17 protein-coding genes are annotated in these 21,861 nt (G+C 41.9%); 8 read left to right on the forward strand and 9 right to left on the reverse strand.

Annotation, left to right across the window (positions count from 1 at the left end):
* Positions 1-10: 10 nt before the first annotated feature.
* The 4 genes from L1077_RS14795 (at position 11) to fur (ending at position 1,615) form a co-directional block, all read left to right on the forward strand.
* Positions 11-232, forward strand: a complete 222-nt coding sequence (locus L1077_RS14795; protein WP_023399386.1) for a DUF2788 domain-containing protein — start codon at positions 11-13, stop codon at positions 230-232.
* Positions 232-510, forward strand: a complete 279-nt coding sequence (ybfE, locus tag L1077_RS14800; RefSeq protein ID WP_023399385.1) for a LexA regulated protein — start codon at positions 232-234, stop codon at positions 508-510. Before L1077_RS14795 ends, ybfE begins: the two co-directional genes overlap by 1 nt.
* Before the next feature lie 13 nt (positions 511-523).
* The gene (fldA, locus tag L1077_RS14805) at positions 524-1,051 is read left to right on the forward strand and encodes a flavodoxin FldA (RefSeq protein ID WP_237137545.1); all 528 of its coding nucleotides are present in this window, start codon (positions 524-526) and stop codon (positions 1,049-1,051) included.
* Positions 1,052-1,168: 117 nt separating this feature from the next.
* Positions 1,169-1,615: a ferric iron uptake transcriptional regulator gene (gene fur, locus L1077_RS14810; protein WP_063363942.1), complete on the forward strand. Its 447-nt coding sequence runs from the start codon at positions 1,169-1,171 to the stop codon at positions 1,613-1,615.
* 80 nt (positions 1,616-1,695) lie between these two features.
* On the opposite strand, the gene L1077_RS14815 is transcribed toward fur, so the two are convergent.
* From L1077_RS14815 to glnS, 3 genes are all read right to left on the reverse strand, one after another.
* Positions 1,696-1,995 carry a hypothetical protein gene (locus L1077_RS14815; protein WP_063363943.1) on the reverse strand — a complete coding sequence of 100 codons (300 nt, stop codon included), beginning with the start codon at positions 1,993-1,995 and terminating at the stop codon, positions 1,696-1,698.
* A 124-nt stretch (positions 1,996-2,119) separates the two neighbouring features.
* Positions 2,120-3,931, reverse strand: coding sequence for a protein kinase domain-containing protein (locus L1077_RS14820; RefSeq protein WP_237137547.1), 1,812 nt, complete (start codon positions 3,929-3,931; stop codon positions 2,120-2,122).
* A gap of 96 nt (positions 3,932-4,027) precedes the next feature.
* Complete coding sequence (gene glnS, locus L1077_RS14825) at positions 4,028-5,689, reverse strand: glutamine--tRNA ligase (RefSeq protein WP_237137549.1); 1,662 nt, start codon at positions 5,687-5,689, stop codon at positions 4,028-4,030.
* 377 nt (positions 5,690-6,066) lie between these two features.
* Between glnS and L1077_RS14830 the strand changes: the two genes are divergently transcribed.
* From L1077_RS14830 to L1077_RS14845, 4 genes are all read left to right on the forward strand, one after another.
* Positions 6,067-6,360 (forward strand): hypothetical protein, encoded by a 294-nt coding sequence (locus tag L1077_RS14830; protein WP_237137550.1) that lies wholly within the window; start codon positions 6,067-6,069, stop codon positions 6,358-6,360.
* A 280-nt stretch (positions 6,361-6,640) separates the two neighbouring features.
* Entirely contained in the window at positions 6,641-6,910 is a 270-nt protein-coding gene (locus tag L1077_RS14835; RefSeq protein WP_237137552.1) for a hypothetical protein, read from the forward strand.
* Positions 6,911-7,148: 238 nt separating this feature from the next.
* Positions 7,149-8,006 (forward strand): hypothetical protein, encoded by an 858-nt coding sequence (locus L1077_RS14840; protein WP_237137555.1) that lies wholly within the window; start codon positions 7,149-7,151, stop codon positions 8,004-8,006.
* A 156-nt stretch (positions 8,007-8,162) separates the two neighbouring features.
* Complete coding sequence (locus L1077_RS14845) at positions 8,163-8,501, forward strand: hypothetical protein (RefSeq protein WP_237137556.1); 339 nt, start codon at positions 8,163-8,165, stop codon at positions 8,499-8,501.
* A gap of 28 nt (positions 8,502-8,529) precedes the next feature.
* On the opposite strand, the gene L1077_RS14850 is transcribed toward L1077_RS14845, so the two are convergent.
* The 6 genes from L1077_RS14850 to L1077_RS14875 all read right to left on the reverse strand — a co-directional run bounded on the left by L1077_RS14850 (position 8,530) and on the right by L1077_RS14875 (position 21,846).
* Entirely contained in the window at positions 8,530-9,135 is a 606-nt protein-coding gene (locus L1077_RS14850) for a hypothetical protein (RefSeq protein ID WP_237137558.1), read from the reverse strand.
* Between the two features lie 97 nt (positions 9,136-9,232).
* Positions 9,233-9,658 (reverse strand): hypothetical protein, encoded by a 426-nt coding sequence (locus tag L1077_RS14855; protein ID WP_237137560.1) that lies wholly within the window; start codon positions 9,656-9,658, stop codon positions 9,233-9,235.
* Positions 9,659-9,738: 80 nt separating this feature from the next.
* The gene (locus tag L1077_RS14860; RefSeq protein ID WP_237137562.1) at positions 9,739-10,317 is read right to left on the reverse strand and encodes a hypothetical protein; all 579 of its coding nucleotides are present in this window, start codon (positions 10,315-10,317) and stop codon (positions 9,739-9,741) included.
* 146 nt (positions 10,318-10,463) lie between these two features.
* Entirely contained in the window at positions 10,464-14,162 is a 3,699-nt protein-coding gene (locus L1077_RS14865; protein WP_237137563.1) for a contractile injection system tape measure protein, read from the reverse strand.
* Positions 14,162-19,177 (reverse strand): hypothetical protein, encoded by a 5,016-nt coding sequence (locus L1077_RS14870; protein WP_237137565.1) that lies wholly within the window; start codon positions 19,175-19,177, stop codon positions 14,162-14,164. Before L1077_RS14870 ends, L1077_RS14865 begins: the two co-directional genes overlap by 1 nt.
* Positions 19,174-21,846, reverse strand: a complete 2,673-nt coding sequence (locus tag L1077_RS14875; RefSeq protein ID WP_237137567.1) for a hypothetical protein — start codon at positions 21,844-21,846, stop codon at positions 19,174-19,176. The genes L1077_RS14870 and L1077_RS14875 overlap by 4 nt, the downstream gene beginning before the upstream one ends.
* Positions 21,847-21,861 lie beyond the last annotated feature (15 nt).

The following is a 21,861-nucleotide window of genomic DNA, read 5'->3' on the forward strand; positions in this document are numbered from 1 at the left end:
TAGTGCAAAGATGATCAGTCAATACATAAATGAGTTTGAAACTCTTGGTTTTTACTTTGCGCTCGCATGTATATTTTTTCTTATTGGAATGGCTATTCAAGACGTTCTAAAGAAAGGTGACGTGCCTAAATTTGGTCGATACATCGTTTGGCTGGTGTTGTTTTTAGGTTGTTCAGGTTTTATAGCCAAAGGTGTAATACAAGTGTTTTGGCAAGGTGCGGGTGTTGGTTAATGGCCAAGTCTGAATTAGATAGAACAACTATCGACTTATTTGAAAATGAAAAACGCCCTGGTCGGCCCAAAACAAATCCCTTACCAAGGGAAATGCAGCTTAAGATCAACAAGCGTAATCAAATTAAAAGAGATAGAGCAAGAGGTTTAAAGCGAGTAGAGTTCAAAGTATCTTCTGAACTTTACCAAGCGTTGAGTGATATGGCTGAAGAGCAAAATATTAGCCGTAGCGCACTCATTGAGACCATCTTGCAAGAGAAATTAGCGATTAATAGATAAAGGTAAGTAATTAATGGCAAGCGTAGGTATTTTTTTCGGCAGTGACACGGGTAACACCGAGCACGTTGCTAAGCAAATCCAAAAAGAACTAGGTAAAAAGCTAATTGATGTTAAAGATATTGCGAAAAGCAGCAAGGCTGACATCGAAGAGTTTGACTTAATTCTATTTGGTATCCCTACTTGGTACTACGGTGAAGCACAATGTGACTGGGATGACTTCTTCCCAGAGCTAGAAGAGATTAACTTTGAAGGCAAACTAGTTGCTATTTTCGGTTGTGGTGACCAAGAAGATTACGCTGAATACTTTTTAGACGCGATGGGCATGGTAAATGACATCGTTACTGAGCGTGGTGCAATTGTTGTTGGTCATTGGTCAACTGACGGCTATGAGTTTGAAGCGTCAAAAGCACTTGTAGATGACAATAATTTTGTTGGTCTAGGTATCGATGAAGACCGTCAACCTGAGCTTACTGAGCAACGAATTAAAGCTTGGTGTGCACAGGTTTATGATGAAATGTGTTTAAGTGAATTAGAAGATTAATTCATTGAATTAATAAAACAAGCTTTGACTTGTTGCCCGTGCACGTTATTCTTAAGAAAATGGTCGTGCTTATTCTTAAGAATTGAAGTAAAAAGATAATAGATTGAGACAGATTAAATGACTGATCACAACTTAGAGCTTAAAAAGGCGGGCTTAAAAGTCACCTTACCGCGAATTAAAATTCTAGAGATTTTACAATCTCCAGAAAATCAGCACATCAGCGCTGAAGATGTTTACAAAATTTTACTCGATAAGGGCGAAGAAATTGGTTTAGCAACTGTTTACCGTGTACTGAACCAGTTTGATGATGCAGGTATTGTGACACGTCACCACTTTGAAGGCGGCAAGTCAGTTTTTGAATTGTCTGGCAGCACACACCATGACCACTTGGTTTGTTTAAAGTGTGGTAAAGTTATTGAATTCGAAGACGAAGTTATCGAAACTCGTCAGGTCGAAATTGCAACAACTAACGGTATCAAACTAACAAACCACTCTCTTTACTTGTATGGTGAGTGTGTCGATGAAGAAGAGTGCAGAAGATTTACAGAATCTGATGATTCTTAATTCGATTGCATATGCAATTTAAATTAAAAGCCAGCTTTATGCTGGCTTTTTAACTATATGATATTTGGATAATAAATCGATTAGGCTTTTTCAAGCCGATATAACGCATCAGCCACCTGCTTCAGATCAACTTCACTCACAAAATCATTCGATAAAGTTAAAATAGCATTGAGATTATTTTTGAGCTTTTCATTGCACATGGGCTCAGGCTTAAGCGCTGTTTGCAGCAAATGCAAAGACATATCAGCTATCAATAAGCGTTGCTTTTCGGACCAGTCATCGTCCCCTTCAACGGCAGTGTGATGTACTATTGCTTGTTCAACTTCATCGTGGATCCCCCAACTCAAGGTTAAGATCTCCTGTCTTTTTCGTTTATCCATAGCTCCCTCCTCTCCCATAAGAGACTGCTACAGAGCCAGCCAGATTTCAATTGACAATTCGTCATATGCTAGTCCAAATTTTACTACTCATTGGCAGATTTAGACTACTGACAATAGTATAATTTTATGACTTTGGATTTTTTGGATAGTAGTTATCAGGCTGTTTTGGACGCAACTCAAATTCTCGGGTATTTTTGTAGGGAAGCTTCATAAACCCTGCTACACCATAGTCTTGAATGCTCACAGTATACTGAATAATTTCTTTGAGCAACGCCGCAAAAGCACCTTCTTGCTCTGCATCTAACAGCCGATAGTAGTAGTGAATTTTTAATCTATCACTCAGTGATTCGAAAATGATACAACCTGTGTGATGAATTTTATTCAGCTCAAAAACACATTGAATAATTTGCTTCGGCAGCTGCAGCTGCTCATCAGGGTCTTTACCATCTTCAAAATAGGAATGTGGCCTAGTTACTTCTGACGCCGCCACATGACTCACTGTATACTGTAACTCGGGTAGCTGCTCAAAAATATAAGCACCGGTTTCGTCTCGCTCTAGCTGAATAGTCTGCCTTGCGTCAAATAGGCAGCATTTGAATAAGCCCTTCTGCTCTATTCCCTGTGCCAGCATAACCGTGGCATTTACCGCATCCGTAAAAGCACTTTGCAAGCTTTCATCATGCAACATCAAGCTCGACTCTACATATAACGACTCTTGCTGCCAGTGGAAACTCAACCCGCCTACAACAGGGTATTTAGCTAATCGACTGATAGAAGCTAAAAATGCTTTTTCCGTATCGCCAGTATCAAACAAGAACTCTTTATAATACCTGTCGAGCTGTGCATCATTTACGTCTAAAAGCTGATGGTTATGATCAGCACGACGCAAAAATTGCTTCCTAGAACTGTAGACCACGGTATCAGGCAGATCGGTTTGCGTAGTCGTCCAAAACGGTATGTTCGCTTTTATTTGAGGTGATTCTATATCTGGTAAATATACTTTGGCCATGGCAGGCATATTACGCATAAAATAATCACCCGCATTATCTCTGGTCATTTTATCTTTACTCAACATACCATCGATAACTTTCGCAAATTCAATAGGTAGCCCTAGGCTAGTCGCAGGGATCACCTGTGCGCCAAAGCGACAAGATTGCGCACTTGCCAATGCGTAAATTGTCGAAGCGACTCCCTGCTCATCAAATCGCGGTGAAGACCGTGAGCCAGACATTTGCTCATCACCAATAAAATAGACATCCCCCATTCGGGCGTTTGTGCTCGCAATATCAGAAGACATTAAATCCATGATATTGCTGGCCACAGGTTCTCCATGTACATCAATTTGTGCGTAAACAGAGCTGCCCCAATCAACCAATGAAAATGCATCTGAGTGCTGATCCCAGACAATATTCGAAGGCTTGATGTCACCATGCACCACAGGTTGCAAGGACATACCGTTTTTTCTCTCACGTAAGTCTTGTAACACATTTCGTAATTTCAGTGCTAAATGAACCAGAACATGGGGTTTTAGGCGCCCGAGCTTTAAAGAAACCTGCTCAAGGTCTTCTCCTTGCGCTCTGGCCATCATTAAGATCCCTTGCTTTTTAACTCGTTCAAAAGCAAAGAACTTAGGTACCATTGGATTATTTATCTGGGATAACATATAAGCTTCGTCTTCAAGCCTATCCCTCACACTTTGCGCTAAGGTAATACGAGAAAATTTGAAAACCCACTCCTCACCGCTGTCTTCTATGCCAGCAAACACAAACCCAAACGCGCCAGAGCCAATTAACTCTACATCTTGATAGCCCAAGAGCGATAACTGCTTCTTACAGATATTAAGCCACTGACGATGTTTTTTTGCATCATGGTGAGATAGCAAATAAATCGATTGCTGTTCATTAATATAGAAGTTGTGAATTGACTGTTTGCTCACGGCGCGACTTAATAAAACTAATTTGATGAATATATTGAAAAAAAGGCCGACAAATGTCGACCTTTTTTGGAAAAAATAAAGTGTATTTAACGTACTTTATGCTTTTTCAATTTTCGCCCATGAATCGCGAAGCCCAACCGTTTGGTTGAATGTTAAGCTTTGTGACTTGTTATCGCGACTATAATAGCCTAGTCGTTCAAACTGGAAGCCTTGCTCTGGACTTGCTTTTTCAAGTGATGGCTCTAATTTCGCATTTGCAATAACGACTAATGACTCAGGGTTTAGCGTAGTAGCAAAATCTTCAGCAGCCGCTGGGTTAGGTACATTAAATAGACGGTCATACTGACGTACTTCCGCTTCGATACAATGTGACGCTGAAACCCAATGAATTACGCCTTTGACCTTACGGCCATCAGCAGGGTTTTTACCAAGTGTATCTGCATCATATGTACAATAAATAGTCGTGATATTACCTGCGTCATCTTCTTCAATGCGCTCAGCTTTAATCACATAAGCATTACGTAAACGTACTTCTTTACCCAACACTAAACGCTTAAACTTTTTGTTCGCTTCAACGCGGAAGTCCTCACGCTCAATGAAGATTTCACGAGTCAATGGCAGTTCACGCTCACCCATTTCTAATGTTGGGTGGTTTGGTGCAGATAACATCTCCACTTTGTCTGCATCATAGTTTTCGATAACAATTTTAACTGGATCTAAAACAGCCATCGCACGTGGTGCATTTTCATTTAGGTCATCACGGATACATGCTTCAAGCATACCCATTTCAACCATGTTATCTTGCTTTGTAATACCAATACGCTTACAAAATTCACGAATAGATGCCGGTGTGTAACCACGACGACGTAGACCCGCAATTGTAGGCATACGCGGATCATCCCAGCCTTCTACCTGACCGTTCACAACTAAGTCGTTAAGCTTACGCTTTGACATCACGGTATATTCTAGATTTAGACGAGAAAACTCGATCTGCTGAGGTTGGCACTCAATGCTGATGTTCTCAAGTACCCAATCGTATAAACGACGGTTGTCTTGGAATTCAAGCGTACACAGTGAATGCGTGATCCCCTCTAGCGCATCTGAAATACAGTGCGTGAAGTCATACATTGGATAAATGCACCACTTGTCACCAGTCTGATGGTGATGAACAAAACGGATACGGTAAATAATCGGGTCACGAAGTACCATGAAAGAGCTCGCCATATCGATCTTTGCTCTAAGTACACATTCACCTTCTTTAAACTCACCATTTTTCATTTTTTCGAAAAGCGCTAAGTTTTCCTCAGGAGATGTATCTCTGTGTGGACTATTTTTACCAGGCTCAGTCAATGTACCGCGATATTCACGTGCTTGCTCAGGAGACAAGAAACATACATAAGCTAAGCCTTTTTCAATCAGCTCTACTGCATAGCCGTATAGCTTGTCGAAATAGTTTGATGAGTAGCAAATTTCGCCATCCCATTCAAAACCTAGCCACTTAACATCTTCTTGAATTGAGTTTACGTAATCGATGTCTTCTTTTTCTGGGTTCGTATCGTCAAAACGTAAATTACAAAGGCCTTTATAATCTTGCGCTATGCCAAAATTAAGGCAAATAGATTTAGCATGACCAATGTGTAAAAAACCATTTGGCTCTGGCGGGAAACGCGTATGTGTTGATGCGTGTTTGCCACTTGCCAGATCACCATCAATGATATTTCTGATGAAGTTAGTTGGGCGATTCTCTGTATCCGCCATAGGAGGTCTTTCCTCTGAATTTGTAGCTTGTTAACTGACGCATTATTACAAATTAATTTGGTAACTTACAGCGCTTATCGCCTCATAAAGTCGATTTATTTGATGTTTTTTATGGGCTGGGTAAATTACATGCAAAATTAGTCCAAGGTAGGTGGTGCCTAACTAAAATAATCTCCCTTAAAGAAGCGATCTTGCCTGCCTATTCAAACTAATCAAGCTGAATTGAGAAGTATCTTTCTCACATTATAGTAACTTGAAAATAACACAAGACCAGTTTATTTACTTTTTGAACAGCAGTGATTAACTTAAACATGCCTGTTCAATACTTAGGCATACCTGTATTTTATCTAATTATCAATATGTAGAATCAAGGAAATATGATGAATCATAAAGTTTTAATTTTATCCGCTGCATTAGCTAGCACATTAAGCGTTGCTTCATACTCATCCGCAGCGTCGGAAGCCATAACCGAACAGATCAATGCATCACATTCTGTTCGCGTTTGCCATTATAAACTTACGTTACGTGGCCCAGGAAGTGATAGATTCCCAGCATGGGAAACAAAAGAAGTACTAGCAAACAAATCATGCCCAAGCGGCTGGACTGTAGGGTTTTCTTGGAGCTGGGTTCCGGTTGGCTACTATGCTTATCAGTACAGTACATATAGATAGTATTTATTTTTTTAAATCTATATTTGCCTGCCACATGTGCGTATGTGGCAGGTTTGTAATTCAATTATTCTTTTGATGCTACGCCCTATTTACAGCTACACAAGTAATAAGAGCAATTAAACTATTGAGTTAATTTATAAATCGAGTCTTTTTAAATATTTCATATTTCGGCGTAATTTTTATTCACTTATCGTTCATAATGTGTTCTAGTAATAGGGCCTAAATCAAGCTCAAAGGATTGAGTTAAATTGTACAACGACCTGAAAGTGATAAAGGAAATATGATGATAAAAAATATATTGGCACTTGTGCTTACTTTTAGCTTTATTTTTAGTGCATCAGCCCTAAGCTCAGACAAAGAAGCAGCTAATGCGAGCTATAAAGTGTGTCATTATAAGCTGACCTCAGCAAAGAGTAATTCAACATATCCTTCGTGGGAAAAAAAGACTGTCCGACCTTGGCAAGTTTGCCCACCTAGCTGGACAGTTGCAGCGCCCAATAGCAAAATAACTGTTGGTATTTACGTTTACCTATTTACAACGTATCGATAATTTATATTAGCTTTCACCTACAGCATTACATATGTTGAAAGCACACTCAATATTTCAATTTTAGCAAAAGATATTTTCTCTCCTTTTTTAGAAGCAGTGGTTTTTCACTATTTTCAGAACATTTAGCAAACATAAATACATCCATATATATTAGATAATGATAGTTTAGTACACCTTATTTTCCCTCAATGTGCTTACACTTTTTTAGAGCGTAAACAACATGTAAAGGAAAACTAATATGAAACACCTCACAAACACCCTAGTCATTATGGGAATACTCTCCACGATAGCGACTACCGCCTTTGCCAATCAGCCTAAAAACTCAGCTATTCGAGTTTTGATTGATCAGAACGGTATCGCCTATCTTCACAAGGATGACGAGTTTAATACATGGCAAACTGCACCCCTACCTTATTATCAAAAAACAGTTGCCGCTTCTGGGGGCTATTTTCATTTTCGCCCCCATAGTGAGAGTGCCCCTGGATACGCCTATGATGAAGAAGCAACTTTTGCGATAGGCGAATATGGCTTGATATTTAGGTACCAAAACGATGCATGGCAACATGTATTTGGTTGTTGGGACGCAGTAGATGTGTCAACACATAGCCCAAAGCATGCTTATTGCGTTAACCAAGTCGGTGAGTTAAAAAGGCTCAACACAGCAAATGGTAACTTTGGTGGAAATTTTGGGATTAACAATAAACGCATTGTCAAAATTGATGTGAATGAAATTGGAAACATCTGGGCCATAACGGATGATAACGAACTCTACCAAAGGATTAACGACCATTGGCATCAAGTCAACTTAAACTGCCCACAAACTTGTACCCTCAAGGATATCGCTGTTGGTGGTGGCGAAGTCTATATTACTGCATATATTTTCAAAAATACGCGCGGTTCACAGCAAGTCTATAAGCTAGTTGGCAATGAATTAGAAAAATTTGGACACTTTTATAATATTGAAGTAGATCGCGATAATACCATTTGGGCAATTTCATATGACTCGAAAACCCTTCACTATAAACGCCCGGGGATGATTGACTTTATAGAGGAGCAAGGGGCTAATGATACCGCAGTTGTTGATATTGGTGGCTAATTAAATAATCTTGTTGTGGCCAGATACATGAAATGAGTCGGTCTGGCCAATAAAACCTTGAGCTTAATATTTAGCAGAGTTCCTTTCTCTCCTCACCTCATGTTAATATGAACTCTTAATAACTATAAACATTTTATTAAAAACAAAGGGAATTAATTGCTAAAGAGCATCATATTATTTATTGAAAAAATATTTGAGTGGCATTTATATTTTTTAGGATACTTTGTCTTTCTACTCTTATATTTACAAATTGTGGTTGTGCCAACATTCTTGATGGGTTTGCTTGGCTCCATTTCATATTTACATTTTGACCACTTTACTGCTTCAAGTTTAATAGTAGGTTGTTTATTACTGGGATTGTTGATTGGCTTATATTGGGCTGAGCGAACTCGTCGTGGCCTCGGCATTATTACTTTCCATGCATATTTGCTCTCAACACCAGAAATCGATGGTCATGGAACACACCTTCGAAGCGAAACAAAAAAAACAACATAATAAAAAAGCTGCCTAAGCAGCTTTGTTATTATGTTGTGGTCAAATACGCTAAACGCTGTTTAAAGCGCTCGCTTGGTACCTTGTGCCACAACTCTCTGTCAGACATCTCTTTACTGAATGCTTCAAGGTCATTTTGCACTACATAACGTTGGATCCGTCTACGGGTAGTCGGAGTATAATCACCGCGGTAACGCAAATCGATTAAGATATCTTTAATTTTTGGATGTAAATTATCCCAATTTACCGGCCCGTATACCTTAACGCAATCGGCTTTATCACAAATGCGTTTGACATCTTTTGCCATCACTTCATATGTCTGCTCAAATAATAGGACTTGCTCTTTCGGGCTGACCTCAAAGCCTTGTAATCCATGTTTTTCTATAAACTCTTTTGCCTCACTGCCATACAAGCCCGATGCCTTTGCCAGCACTTGGGCGTCTTCAAAAGCCACCCCAGCAAGTTTTAAAGCTTGGATAATTTGCTCCGAACTGCGATGCTTCAAATCAAAGCCTCTTCCAATAGTTAGACCAGAGTACTGAGATGGCACATGTAAGACACGGCTGTGGTATCGACCGCCCTCTTGTCCTTCTTGTTCAAATGTAAATTGGCCCACGCTAGGCTGCTGTATACTCATGCCTCTTTCCCTAAAAATATTATTTTGACTAGATTTAATCAGTCAAATGATTACTCTATTGATTTTCTATATTGGGTAAATTTAGTAAAATTCAACCCTATTGGTGCAGGGCATGCTCTTTTTGCATATTGCCAACAAGAGAAAAATAATTGATACCTGCAATGATCCAATCATGTAATTTATCCGCAGGTATTTGGTTTATTCGATGCAACGTTTGCTCGCACATTTGGCTACTTGGTGAAATACCATAATATTTTTGCATTTCAAGGAGCATCATCGCTAAAAGACCATGCGCGTTAAGCAGCAACAATAACTCTGCTGTTTTTTGGTTCTTTATGCGTTCACCTTTAAACTGTCGCCAAAGTTCACCCCCGTAGACTTGCTTAAGTAAAACTTGGATTTCCTTATCATTAAAACCTTGGCTATATAAGCTGTCCAAACGCATAGTTTGATAATTAGTATCTTGGTTATATTTAAAGTTTTCTTCAAAAACATATCTAAACGCTTCTTGATAATTTGCCACAGAGTCTCTCCTTAGGTTCTTTAAACACTGACGCAAAAACTTTTTATATGTGACAAAAAACCAAGGCGTAATTTATTTAATTAACTTAACTTCCCTCTGATCTGTAAAAATACCAAACTCAAAAAGTCTGACAACATAGACTTAAATTCACTATGGTCCTCAAAATTAGGGGGGAATGGGAAGTGTGGAAATTGATTTTCTGACGGCATATTTTGATAATAATAATCGTCAGCAAAAAACAATGGCTGTGTTTGGCTTGTCACTAAATCCGTAATGTATTTAGCATAAATAAACGCATGATTTGGGCGCGTAAATATTAATAGCCTATTTTGTGTCAATCCGGTGTCAAGATCATCTGAATTTCCCGAAAAAACAAATGACACTTGTGTGATCACCTCTATCGCTTCGCTCTCTTCAAACAGTGTTTGCTTCTCTATCTCAATATCAGCAGCATACCCTTGCTCAACTAATAAAGATTTAGCTAACTCCAAGTGTGGTAGTACGCGATTTGTAAATAAGTTATTCAAATGTTGGAGCAAATACCTGCGATTATACTCCAAATAGGCTTGTACTTTATTTTCTGCAACTTGATACTGCTGTTGACGCACTTGATGTTCCTCAATTAACGCGCGTAGATTCGAATGATTATTTACAGGCATACACTTCTCCATATTTAATTGGGACCAGCTCACTCGTTCGCGAGTCCATTTGATGATTGGTCTTGGGTTTGAGACACATCACTTGCCATATAATGTGTCTTCGTTTTAAGTTTTATTCTGGATTTTTTGTTGTGAGTTGAATCAATTTAAAAGCCGTACTGCCATTCAATATTGATTAAGTCATTATTCAACCAAGGAAGTTGAACAATTCCTAACCCCCAAGGAAGCTTCATAAGCAATATATCTTGAGGTTTACTATCGATAACAATGCAAACACCATTTGCGGTGAGTTTGACTTCGCCGGCTCTTTGTAAAAACATAGATTTAAACGCATCAGCTGGCATGCCTTTTAAGGCTTCCCAGCGACTTATTGCTGCATTGACCATGTTGGTAATTTCATCACGTTCCTGTTCACTTGTTGTCGCTTGCTCTTCATACTTATGTTCAAGAGGTAAGCCAAGTAGCGCATTAATGACAAAAGTATCAGCCTCATCGTCATCAATACCAACGAGTTCGCAAAGCAACGCATGCGCTTTATGTTGCGAAGCTTCGTTTTCAAATAACACGCCAGATTCATCCGTATTGTCGAGTAAAGCTAACTTGTTAAATAAAATTTCCAAGAACGGCCAAAGTAAAACAACGCCCGCATCGGCACTGATAAAGTGCTCAGAAGACTGCTGATAAAGATATTTAAGCTCTGCAAGAGCTTCTTCACTGTGTGTCTTTATCTTTTGCGCATTCAAGTTGGCGAGTCTATTTCGTTGTTTTTTAGCTTGTAGAGTCAGCCCTTCAAGCACTTTGTTTATATTTTGTGCTACAAGTGAAGGCGCCTCGTTATCAGCAACGTGCGATACGTTTTCGATGTCCTCATGGCTAATATCAGATAATTGCAAGCGTTTATCTAACACGCTGACTCCTAGCTTTTGTTGAGACTTAGATAACCTTGCTCCGAGTTTCTGTTTAGGCTTCGATAATAATGTATTGCCCTCTAATACTCCCTCCGACTGAGCAATTACATGGCTATCCAAGTTGTGTTTCACGTCGCTTTTATGTGACTCATAAGATACAAGCTGATTTTTTACTTCTTCTAGTGTCTTTGCCGAGCGCAGTTGACCAATTGCCTGCAGAGCATGATTCTGGTGCTCTTTGCTATTTTGCTCAAGTGAAATTGGAGAACCATCACTCTCAGCTTGATTATCAGACTCTCTTGTGATGACGGCATTTAAGCTATCTTGCACCCCAGTATCTTTTTGGTCGAGCTGATGCTCATCAAGCAAAGACACCCACCACATTGATGACTTTTGTAACTGCCCTGGTAAATAGGGGTTGAGCGCATATAACTTTCTTCTTATGCCATCAAACGCAGAGATAGTTGAACTTAAAAGCTGCTGCGCGTCTTTGCCAGCAGGTGATACTGAATCCGATGGAAATAAAGCTTTCCAACTGTGCACATACGATAGCAAATTAACCACCACCTCATGACAAGCATGTAGTTGAATTTCCAATTGATTGGCTGAAATCACTTGTTGCAGCGCACTCATATAGCGCTTCAATTGAGTGATCATGACCAACTCACGAGCAAGTACAAGCCCAGAGGGAGCTAGTGGCTTACCTGATTTTTTATCTTCCGTTTCAGCACCCGCGTCTGTTATCTCACCAATCTCATTCCTGCTCATGTTTTTAGCTGATTGCTTTTGCGCATCAAACAACAAGTCATTGGTTTGGTTTTCAGCCATTGAATACAGAGTACTTTGCTGCATCGTTTTGATGTGATTGACTATCTGCCCCAACTTTTCACAAACTGGCGCCAACGCACTCAGTAGACTTTTTACAACCGATATCTGCTTTTCATCATTCAGGCCACTCAACTCCAATTGAGCATATTGTTCTGTTAATGAGCTGTGTTCAATTTGCCCTATGTGCTTTATTTGGCTTGCAATTAGTTGCTTTAATTTTGTCGCACTGGCCCCAAACATCTCACTTCGAACGATTAACTGATGCGTTTCATCCACTTGCGGTAGTAAGACAGACAGTGTTAACTCTAATTGCAGCAGCTCAATTTGCCCTAATTGTGCGATCTGCTTGCCATCAAATACAACACGCATAGATGGCTCAAAATAACTGACCTCGCTCAGTATATGCTCTGCAGAATCACGCAGTGCTGTATGCTCATTTGCGGTGCTCGTACCTGACTCGATATCTGTGTTTTGCTGCTTTTGTTCGTTTTCTACAGACTCATTATTATGCTCCGTAAGCTGATAGCCTGATTTCCGCTGTTCAATTCGCTTATATTCATTACTCAGCCATGCATGCAATTGTTCAAGCAAAGCGCTATACACCACCACTTCTGCTTCAGTGTTGTCACTTTCTTCACTACCCAACACATTTGCAAAGAAATGGTTGAACTGGACAATAAATTGCGATGGTAAGCTATTGATTTGACACAGTAGCGCAAAAATACGTCGAGCATATTTAGGTGATTGCTTAGGTGCCCAATTGCACTCTATCGCTTTGCGCTCACGTGCAATGAGCTGAATAACCTTATTGCTTGCTCGTAGATTTACGCCGTATGAACCCTCAGCCGCTAACATTGCAGTCAATAATCGCTGAACTGGCGCTCTTAGTGCCACGGGTAGCGTTTGCTCAACATCGTATTTAGCAATAAATTGACGCCAGTGAATTTGGTTCAAATGAGGCAACTCTTCTGAGCTTGTTTGAGTAGTCAAAAGTTGAATTAAACGCTCAAGCGCACGAATCGTTTGTCGACAACCTCCTCCGAGCGCCCCTCTAATTTGTGCAAGTAGATAAGGTGTGCCTTGCTCGACGAATTCTTCCGTCTGTTGAGGTGAGGAAAGATCCGCACTGCGATGTTCTAACACTTGTGTGAGCGCACCTGACTGATATGGCGCCAAATCGGTTTTATAATGAGGGAATGTCTTTGTTTTACTACTTACCTTGTTCAGCACATTTAATAGTGATTTACAATCTTTAGCCGTGATTGCCGCTTGGCCTTTCACTGCAAACCAGGTACTCAGGGCTCCAAAAGTAGTCCGCTTTGTTTTTATAGAATCAGCGACACTTTTTCGAACCGCTTCGTTAAACGCAGTATGCGCTTTGTAAAATTGATAGCTTTGCATCAACAAGGCTAAGCTTCTTTGACGAGTATGTAGATTCGATGCGTAGGCACTTCTTAGTGACTCAATATCGAACCACAATTGATAATGCTCAGCCTCAGATAATCGAGTTAAAAGCGCCATTGAACGATCAGAAACAACCCCTTCAGTGATCACGGCAATAGACGCTGCTAAAAGTGCCTCGTCCTTATAAAATGCATTAATGACATGTTTGCGCAAGCTTGGCCATTCTGCGCTACTTACCAAACTTAAAAATTGTTCAGGGCGATGTTGCAAACTCAGTTCACAAGCATTGATAACATCCAACATGCCCTGTTTTGACACAGCTGTTTTACTACGCGCGATTAACTCACCAAACAGCGGCGCAGCCAGTGCGTAATTATTTTTCGGTAATTGGCGCACATAATCACTTAACTTCTGCGCCAAGGCAGCGTTAAAAGCCGGCTGAAAAATAGCTCTGAAATAGCTCTCTGGGTCGCTTTGTAATCTGTTTAGATCAATGTCAGGCAGCACAATTTCGAGATCACTGAGCGTCACAGAACCCATCGGCAATGTTATGGACGGTAAATCAATTTGGAGTCGATTTATTTCCTTAGATAACCAAGTTTTAAACAGTGACTCTAGGTCAGCAATACTATGCTGACCTGAGTTCACCAGATGTGCAGGGGCTTCTAATTCAGCCCCTATTTGACCAATTGCTAACCTCATCATTAAATGTGGTCATTGCGCCAGAAGAAGCGCGAGTGATTTAGTGGCCTGTCCAAATAAACCGCATGCCACAGGTAGTCACCATGGTGCTCTTCTTGCTCTTCTAGGTGATAACAGCCCACACTGAAGATGTGATCACCCTCGCCTTGCTGTGCGGTATTGCGTCGCCAGAACCCTTTACAGATTAGGTTTTGACACTTGTATGCACCACCACCGTGTAGTTGTGCTGTGTTATTAATCGCAACCACTTCACTGTCATCACAGTGAGCAACCGCACCGCCGCGCTCAGCTTGACAATTTTCGGCGTTAATCTGTGCATACCTTAAGCCATAAGCAGCACCACCTTGGCGACCAGCGCGGCAGTTACGAACATTATTGGCAGTCAGGTTGGTTACATCTTCACCATAAATTGCACCACCATCACCACTGACAGCATGGTTTTCAATCACACAATTAAGTTGTATTTGATCTGCATAGCGCAAATTGAACGCGCCACCATTACCTTCATAAGCACTCAACTCTCTGGATACTTCATGGATCGCACCATCAAACGTGAAACCATGCATCTCAACGTGTTTTACCATGGCATCTCTATCACCACGAATAAGGAAACGACAACCTGCATCGGCTTTTACAATACGTGTTTCTCGCTCATTAAAACCGACAATGCTCAGGTTTGATCCCACTTCAACGGAGTTTTTCAGCTTATAGGCTCTTGAAACCTGACGATGACCGTTGTGTGGGAACAACAAGATGGTCATGTTATGCAAACAGTCTCTAGAGAAGATCTCGTCAAACTCTTCTTGGTTGTGAATTGCGACCACTTTTTTGCCACGACCAAAGCGCCATGCATGCTCATCGACATACGCTTTCACCGCAGCCTGAGTGGCAAGGACGTTGTCAGATGCCATTTCACCGCCAAGCTCACAATCTGGAGATATGGCCTCAATATGCGGCCCTTCAGGAAGCTGCAATTGCGCAGGTGCAATTTGACCTTGTACAGCACAATCACCAAAAATTTCTGCGCCTTGCTGCAAGTGAAGCCTGCTTTCAAGCAATAAATCACCTTCAACAGTCAATGTGTCCGATACTCGAACGTCGCCACGTACATCTAATTTGTGCTCAGGTGCTTTACAACCAATACCCACATTCGCATTGCCATCAACAACAAGCTCAGACTTTCCACGCACTGCGATATCAAGCGCTGATTCACCTTCACTGGTGTTTACTGCCACCATGGCGCTGTCATTATGAGATTCACCAACTTTGAGGCTGTGCTCTGTGACTAATTTGGCTGCTTGTACTGAGCCACTAACGAAAGAATTGCCTTTTACATGGGTATCACTGCCAAAGTTTGCTTCCCCTTTCACTGCTAAGTGGCTATGGATATCCACATGCGGCTTAAACACAACTTGATTTGCTGCATCTAGTCCTTCAACCACTAAGCTGCCTCGCACTGTCGTGTCTTTATCAAAATGAACCGCTTCTTTGAAGAACGCATTGCCTCGAACCGTCAACTCTTCACCTAGGTGTAAGCTCTTTGCAAAATCAGCATCGGCCAGCAGGTTTAATTTACGCTCAATCGTTGTCAGGCCTTCGATAGTCACCGTGTCTTTGAACAGCGCGTCATCATACACCGTCAAATCTGAGCGCAGTTCAACATCGCCTAAAATTTTCGCACCATCTAAGCACTCAAGTAGACCAGTACCGCGTAGCACCCCATTGAGCTCGATATCCCCTTCAACCTTAATATCCCCTAGAATATCCAGCTCTGCTTCGGGCTGTGCATTACGGATCCCCACTTTGCCATCTTTGAATACAATCGGGTTAACGCCTTTGTGATAAATCGCTAGGCCGTACTCAAAGTGATTTTGATCGACACTCAGTTGTGCACTGCGGCGCGTGGTTGACGCTTCCTCATCAGAGGCATGCATTGCCAAACCAATTCTTGTTTCGCCTTGTAGCTCTGACGTGCCGTATATGTTCACGTTGCTTCTAAAGCTTGCGTATTCATTAACGTGCAGACTGTCGTCTACTTCCACTCGTCCATTAACAGATAGGTCTTTTCTAAAGCAGGCATCTTCTCCCACATCGAGAATATAATCTGGGCGCTCAACACCCAGGCCAAGGTTTCCATGACTGAATACCAGTTGTGCAGCGCCGCTAGGGTCATCAATACGAAGTGCTTGTTGATCCGTTTCACAGATGTGCACTCTCGCCGTGGCTTGGTAAGGAGCTAAAGACAAGTTGCCCGCAACATTTACGTCTGTTCTAAAGCTGGCATCGTTATTTACAGTCAGTGCATCCCGACCTTCTGTGCCCTCAATTTCTACACTGCCACCAGCATAATGTTCACCTGCAACAGATAAATTCTCACCTAGCTGAGTACTGCGCCCCACCTGTAGGTTTGATTTAATGTCACTGTTGCCATCAACGATCAGATCAGCGTCCAGATGTACATCGTCTGAAACAAGGAGCTCTCCCTCTAATTGTGACTGCCCCGCAACAAATAACGCCGCTCGTTGTACGTCGCCTGAATTATTGGTCACGCTGACGTGCATACCATTTTTCAGCTCAGCATGGCCCATTAATTTTGATTTACCATCAACCGTTAAAGCGGTGCCTGTATCTTTAATGGTTAATTGGCCTGTGATATCAGCAAGACCTGTGACTGCGAAGTTAACGCCATCTGTTGGAATTGCTTGATTAATAGCAAGTTGACCCGCAGCGGCCAATATTTCTGCATCTTGCGCTGGGTTAGTAATTTTAAATACTGGAGTTTCAGATAACTGAGTTAATGCTAACTGGCTACTCGCAAAGTTCACTGCCACATGTTCGTTTTCAACGATAGAAAACTCACCGAATAGCTGCGAATTACCATACACATCAAAATTCGCTGATTTTTGCTCGCTGCCCACTTGGGTATGCATTAACGACGCGCTAAATCCACCAAACTCACTGCTTTCATTGGCAACATAAATGCCTTTGAGTGCCGTGATATCTTTATCAAACAGCGCATTTTCGCCAACATGTAGGCTTTGCTGAGGACTTGATTGGAATAAACCAATCTGCTTACCCGTTGCATTAATAACAGACGTGGTGTTAAGCCCATCAAAATAACTGATGTCGACACTTTGTGGCTGTCCATTATGTGCCAGTACGCCCAATTTCGCACTCGTCGTCCAATCACTTTGTAAAGCACTCGATGCAATAACCACATGTTCACTGACATCAGCTTGATGAATAGTCGCCTCATCAGATACCGTGAGTTCTGGCGTTATAATATTGCCTTTTACAGTCAATGTTTGGTCTTGCGCTGCGCTGCCCATCACGGCCTGATCATTGTCAATACGCAGTAATGGGTTTCCTTCCTTGTCAGCCACAAGTAACGATGGCTCATTTACCGCCGTGCTTTTAACCGTGAGTGTTGCTGCTGAGTTAACCGCTTGCTCACCCACCGTTAGGTTATCCTTTACGACACCCTCGGTTGCGCTAAGCTGCGTGTCAGTGATGATATTGTCGCTTGCATGGAGTGAATTAAACGTAGCATGATCTTTTACATCAAGCGTCGTGTTGATAAGCGCACCGACATCTGTTTGTACAGGAGTGCTAGGTGTTTCACCCACTTGCAACTGACGTGTGCGTGTTTGCCCGTTAATTTGTGCATCTTGATTAATCGTTAGATCGTTCAGTTCCGTGCTGCCAGCAGTTAACGTATCCGCAATCTGTGCTGTCTGTGCGTTCACTTGTCCCGTGGCAGTTAAGTCATTTTCAATATATGTATGTGCAAACATATTGATTGACTGCTCACCCGCAAGCGGCATATTAGTGACTTTGACTAAATTCGTATTGCCATCGCCAATATTCAGTAAGTCTCCGCTACCGGCTTGAATATCCACCTTCGCATTAGGTGTTTCAGTGCCAATCGACAACATCCCGTCAATATGCGCATCACTTTCTACGTTCAAATTGCCTGCAACGTCTGCTGCTTGCTCTATGCGCACAGTGCCAGAGAAATGTGCGTGCCCATCTTCATTTAATGCAATGTGAGGATGATCTTTATCTTGTCCAACTAGTACCGAGTCCGCAACATGGAAGCGCGCTTGAGGCACACTGGTACCCACACCCACTTTACCTTCTGGGTTAATAATAAACGGCGTATTGTCTTGGTTTAGGTCATCAACTCGGAATAAATCGCTGGTATCTGATGAGCGCTTGCCGATATGCAGTTTCGCCAAGGTGCTATTTTCATCTAATCCAACCCCTAACATCGGCGCTTCTACATGCCCTGCAAAAATTGCATTTTGCGCACTGAGCTCACCGAGTAGCATGGTGCGCTCTTCGACAGATAACATTTGTGTTGAGGTATTACCGCTCATGCTAATGTCATTTGTCACAGAGATTGAGTGTGCTTGAACATTGCCTGCAACGTTAACATCTGCGTTTACTTCAACATCACCATAAGCCGTGACTTTTGGATTGTCATCATCATCCAAGCCCGCTTCCAATGTCTTTATTGTCCCTTTGCTGACAGACAACGCACCTGCTCTTAAGTGCTGATTAATATCCGCAGTTTGCGACTTGATACCTTGAGTTAACTTAGCACTGCCTGTAACACGCAGCACCTCTTCAGCCTCAGGTAACACTTCGACTTTGTCATAAATGGAGACACTTTGAGCATCTGCAGTCAATACCTCACTTTCACTGTCTGATGCAGACACAACCACATCATGACTAATTTTTACCGCATCGGTATCGACTCTAAAACATTCGGTCTCACCGTCAGGACTGACGGTTAACGGTGACGTGATGGCAATTTCCTGTATATCTGCATTTTTCACTACAGCGATAGGGTCATCTACCTGGTTAAAACCGGAGAGAATGAGTGACTCAAAATCATCCCCAGTAGGCGTTTTGAGGTCGTCAAACTTTTCAATTAATTCAGCGCGGCTGCGCTTAGTTACTATGGATGTTTGGTCACATTCGACTAACACTTCTTGGTCACTGACTTTGTTCATTCTTCGTTTCCTTCAGGATCTATACGATTTGGCACGCTGGTTGCCACGATAAATTTCGAAACCACCGCGGTGTTTGAGTTAATTTGTGAAAAAGACACAGGCAAAATGGGTTTAAGAAACGGCAGTGGTGAATACCCAACCGTAAACCTGGTATTGTTTGATTGTGCAAATGCATTGGGTGTACAAATGTGGTCAATGCAAAGCTGTGTTGCTAAATAAAGTACTTGGTCAGCACTAAAACCATCTGGGTAAAGCGCACTGTTATCATCAATTATCCGCGTAACGGCAGCATGGACTAAAGCGTATGTTTGCTCGTCTATTGCGATGTCTTCTGGGAGTGGTTCGCAGGCATATTCAGATAATATCTGTATCAGGTATGCTTCAAGTACTTCCATTCCCTGAGGTTTTGCAAGCACATAATTGATAATGAGCTTAATCATGTCTTGTGGATCAGATATCGCCAAAGTCTCAAGCAGGCCACCAATATCTTGTGCAACACTGGCAATATGCGCTTGCCCATCTGCAAATCGTTCACGTTGCGCCTGACCATAAAAATTAAGCCATCCAAAATACAAGCGCTCAAATAAACTCATTTGCTCTCGCGTGAGCCAAATACACTCAGCGGATAAATGCAGCGGCCTGTGCTTAGCAACCTGACTTTCAACTAACACCCTAAATGCTGGGTTTTGAAGTCTAGTTGTCCAATTCGGCAATACACAATACAAGTGCCCTGCTGTGGCGCTGGTGAGCAAGTCGCTTTCAAGTAGGTAGAAGCTTTCTCTGTTATGGGTTGCCAGTGGCATTTGCCCTTGGTGCGAAAAGCCAAGGTTACGCATAATTAAGCGGCTTAAACTCGCAAGGTGATCCGTTTTGGGTTCCTTGGATAAATAGTCGAAACCACGACAACGGTTTTCCCCCAGTAAGCCGACTTCAGTCAATAATCGACACTTATCAATGTACTGACGTAACAGCACCAAGCGCAATAGTAGGTCTTCTTGATCATTTGGGTCTTGGTGGCAGGCACCTATGACATGAACATAAAAACCAAAAACCTCTCGATACTTCAGCAAATTGGCATTGGGTAGCTTAACCGCAAATCGCGCCAGCAAATGCGCTAGGCTGTCATTTAAACGTGTCAGTTGAGCAACAGAAAAATCGGCTTCTAATTGTTGCTGTAAGCCACTTTGCTCATAGTCCTCTAGTGCCTGTTTTACCAAGTGATTGACGCCACTTATTCCCGTAACAGCTTGACTCAACTGGGTATGTGGCAACTGCGTTACTCGGTGCCAAAACTCATCAAGTAAAGCTTGTGACAGCGCTTCACTGGCCAGCATGCGATCCATTATTTGGCCTAGGCGTTCAAAATGTGCGCACTGGGGTAAAGCTAAAATGTGTGGCAGTACATCCACTTGCTTGTGCTGATCAGCTAAAATTTGATCGAAAAGGTGCAAGTACCCTTTAAATTGCAGTAGCTGTGCTTTTTGCTCTGAGTCGATATCTCGGCTTAGTGATTGATCTGCAACGGCATACACTTTTGGTAGCTCATGCTGCAAAGAGCGATATTGGCTTAGTGATAAATAGTCTTCAGTTTCAGCAAACACCTGAGTCATGCTATCTGTGGATTGCTCCAAAATGTATTCACTGACCAATTGCTTTATTTGCTCAACTTCTTGGTCATCAAGTACATAACTCTGGTCTTCAATCACTATTGAAATGGCATCAAAAAATTGCTCACTCAAAAAGCCAAGCTCAGGTGCTAAATTGACTGACTCTGGCTCTAAATCTTGTATTTCAACCTGCCAATAGTCATAACCCGGTTGCGAGCCACTGCCTACAATAAATCGAAACTCTTCTATTTGCTCAATGTTAGGGTGGTTGCGCAGCGCATCTAAAATATCTGAGCTATACAAGTGTTTTTTAACGGGCGTATTTTCTAAGTCATTATCCAAAATAAAGCCATGTTTTAGCGATGGCCCAACATAGACATCTTCAATATACATGCCCTTTTCTCGCAGTTGCTCCCCTGAGTAACGCGGTAAATTAGGTGAAATTTCAAGCGCCACTTTACTCAGAATATCAGCCATGACTTGTACCAAGTCTTCTGCATCTTGGAGCACAAGGTTCATACCCAAATGCACAGGTACCGACTTATAAAACTCAATGTTGCCAAGCTGATGTGTCACACATCGCGCATTAGCAAACGCGCTATGGACTTGGTGGCGAAGGCTTTCTTCTGATACGGGGCTATTTGGCACAGGCTGTACGACTAAGTCAAACATAATCGCGCCGCTTTGACCTTCATCACGCACCGTTATCGTGATGTTTTTTACACTTGGAATATCCAGTAATAATCGTCGGTAATCTGCAAGCGTGACGCAGTGGCTGAACATGACTTGCTCTGACGATAAAAACTGTGTCACCGCAGACGCTTCATCTGGCGTTGGCGTGGTTAAATCTTCAACGGAATAATTAAGCTTATAACTGAGGTCCGAAAGCACAAAGGCCAGTACTTCAAGTAAGGTAATGCCCGGATCAAATACGTTGTGATCGCTCCAAGTCTCTGGCGCGAGCTTTTGTAATTGCGCAATACCTTGTTCTCGCAGCTCGTCTAGGTTTTGTCCAGAGTGCAACAAGGCATCTGAAGCAATTTTCAGTGCATTGGTTTCCATGATTTTCCTTTGGAA

This window comes from Pseudoalteromonas luteoviolacea, from assembly GCF_021654285.1.
GTDB lineage: Bacteria > Pseudomonadota > Gammaproteobacteria > Enterobacterales > Alteromonadaceae > Pseudoalteromonas > Pseudoalteromonas luteoviolacea_J.

Bases quoted from the DNA above. Each gene is read 5' to 3' on its own strand.
- fur (WP_063363942.1), top strand. From the start codon at position 1,169: ATGACTGATCACAACTTAGAGCTTAAAAAGGCGGGCTTAAAAGTCACC.
- L1077_RS14870 (WP_237137565.1), bottom strand. From the start codon at position 19,177: ATGAACAAAGTCAGTGACCAAGAAGTGTTAGTCGAATGTGACCAAACA.
- L1077_RS14830 (WP_237137550.1), top strand. From the start codon at position 6,067: ATGATGAATCATAAAGTTTTAATTTTATCCGCTGCATTAGCTAGCACA.
- L1077_RS14850 (WP_237137558.1), bottom strand. From the start codon at position 9,135: ATGAGTATACAGCAGCCTAGCGTGGGCCAATTTACATTTGAACAAGAA.
- L1077_RS14875 (WP_237137567.1), bottom strand. From the start codon at position 21,846: ATGGAAACCAATGCACTGAAAATTGCTTCAGATGCCTTGTTGCACTCT.
- L1077_RS14835 (WP_237137552.1), top strand. From the start codon at position 6,641: ATGATGATAAAAAATATATTGGCACTTGTGCTTACTTTTAGCTTTATT.
- ybfE (WP_023399385.1), top strand. From the start codon at position 232: ATGGCCAAGTCTGAATTAGATAGAACAACTATCGACTTATTTGAAAAT.
- glnS (WP_237137549.1), bottom strand. From the start codon at position 5,689: ATGGCGGATACAGAGAATCGCCCAACTAACTTCATCAGAAATATCATT.
- L1077_RS14815 (WP_063363943.1), bottom strand. From the start codon at position 1,995: ATGGATAAACGAAAAAGACAGGAGATCTTAACCTTGAGTTGGGGGATC.
- L1077_RS14865 (WP_237137563.1), bottom strand. From the start codon at position 14,162: ATGATGAGGTTAGCAATTGGTCAAATAGGGGCTGAATTAGAAGCCCCT.
- L1077_RS14860 (WP_237137562.1), bottom strand. From the start codon at position 10,317: ATGCCTGTAAATAATCATTCGAATCTACGCGCGTTAATTGAGGAACAT.
- fldA (WP_237137545.1), top strand. From the start codon at position 524: ATGGCAAGCGTAGGTATTTTTTTCGGCAGTGACACGGGTAACACCGAG.
- L1077_RS14840 (WP_237137555.1), top strand. From the start codon at position 7,149: ATGAAACACCTCACAAACACCCTAGTCATTATGGGAATACTCTCCACG.
- L1077_RS14795 (WP_023399386.1), top strand. From the start codon at position 11: ATGATCAGTCAATACATAAATGAGTTTGAAACTCTTGGTTTTTACTTT.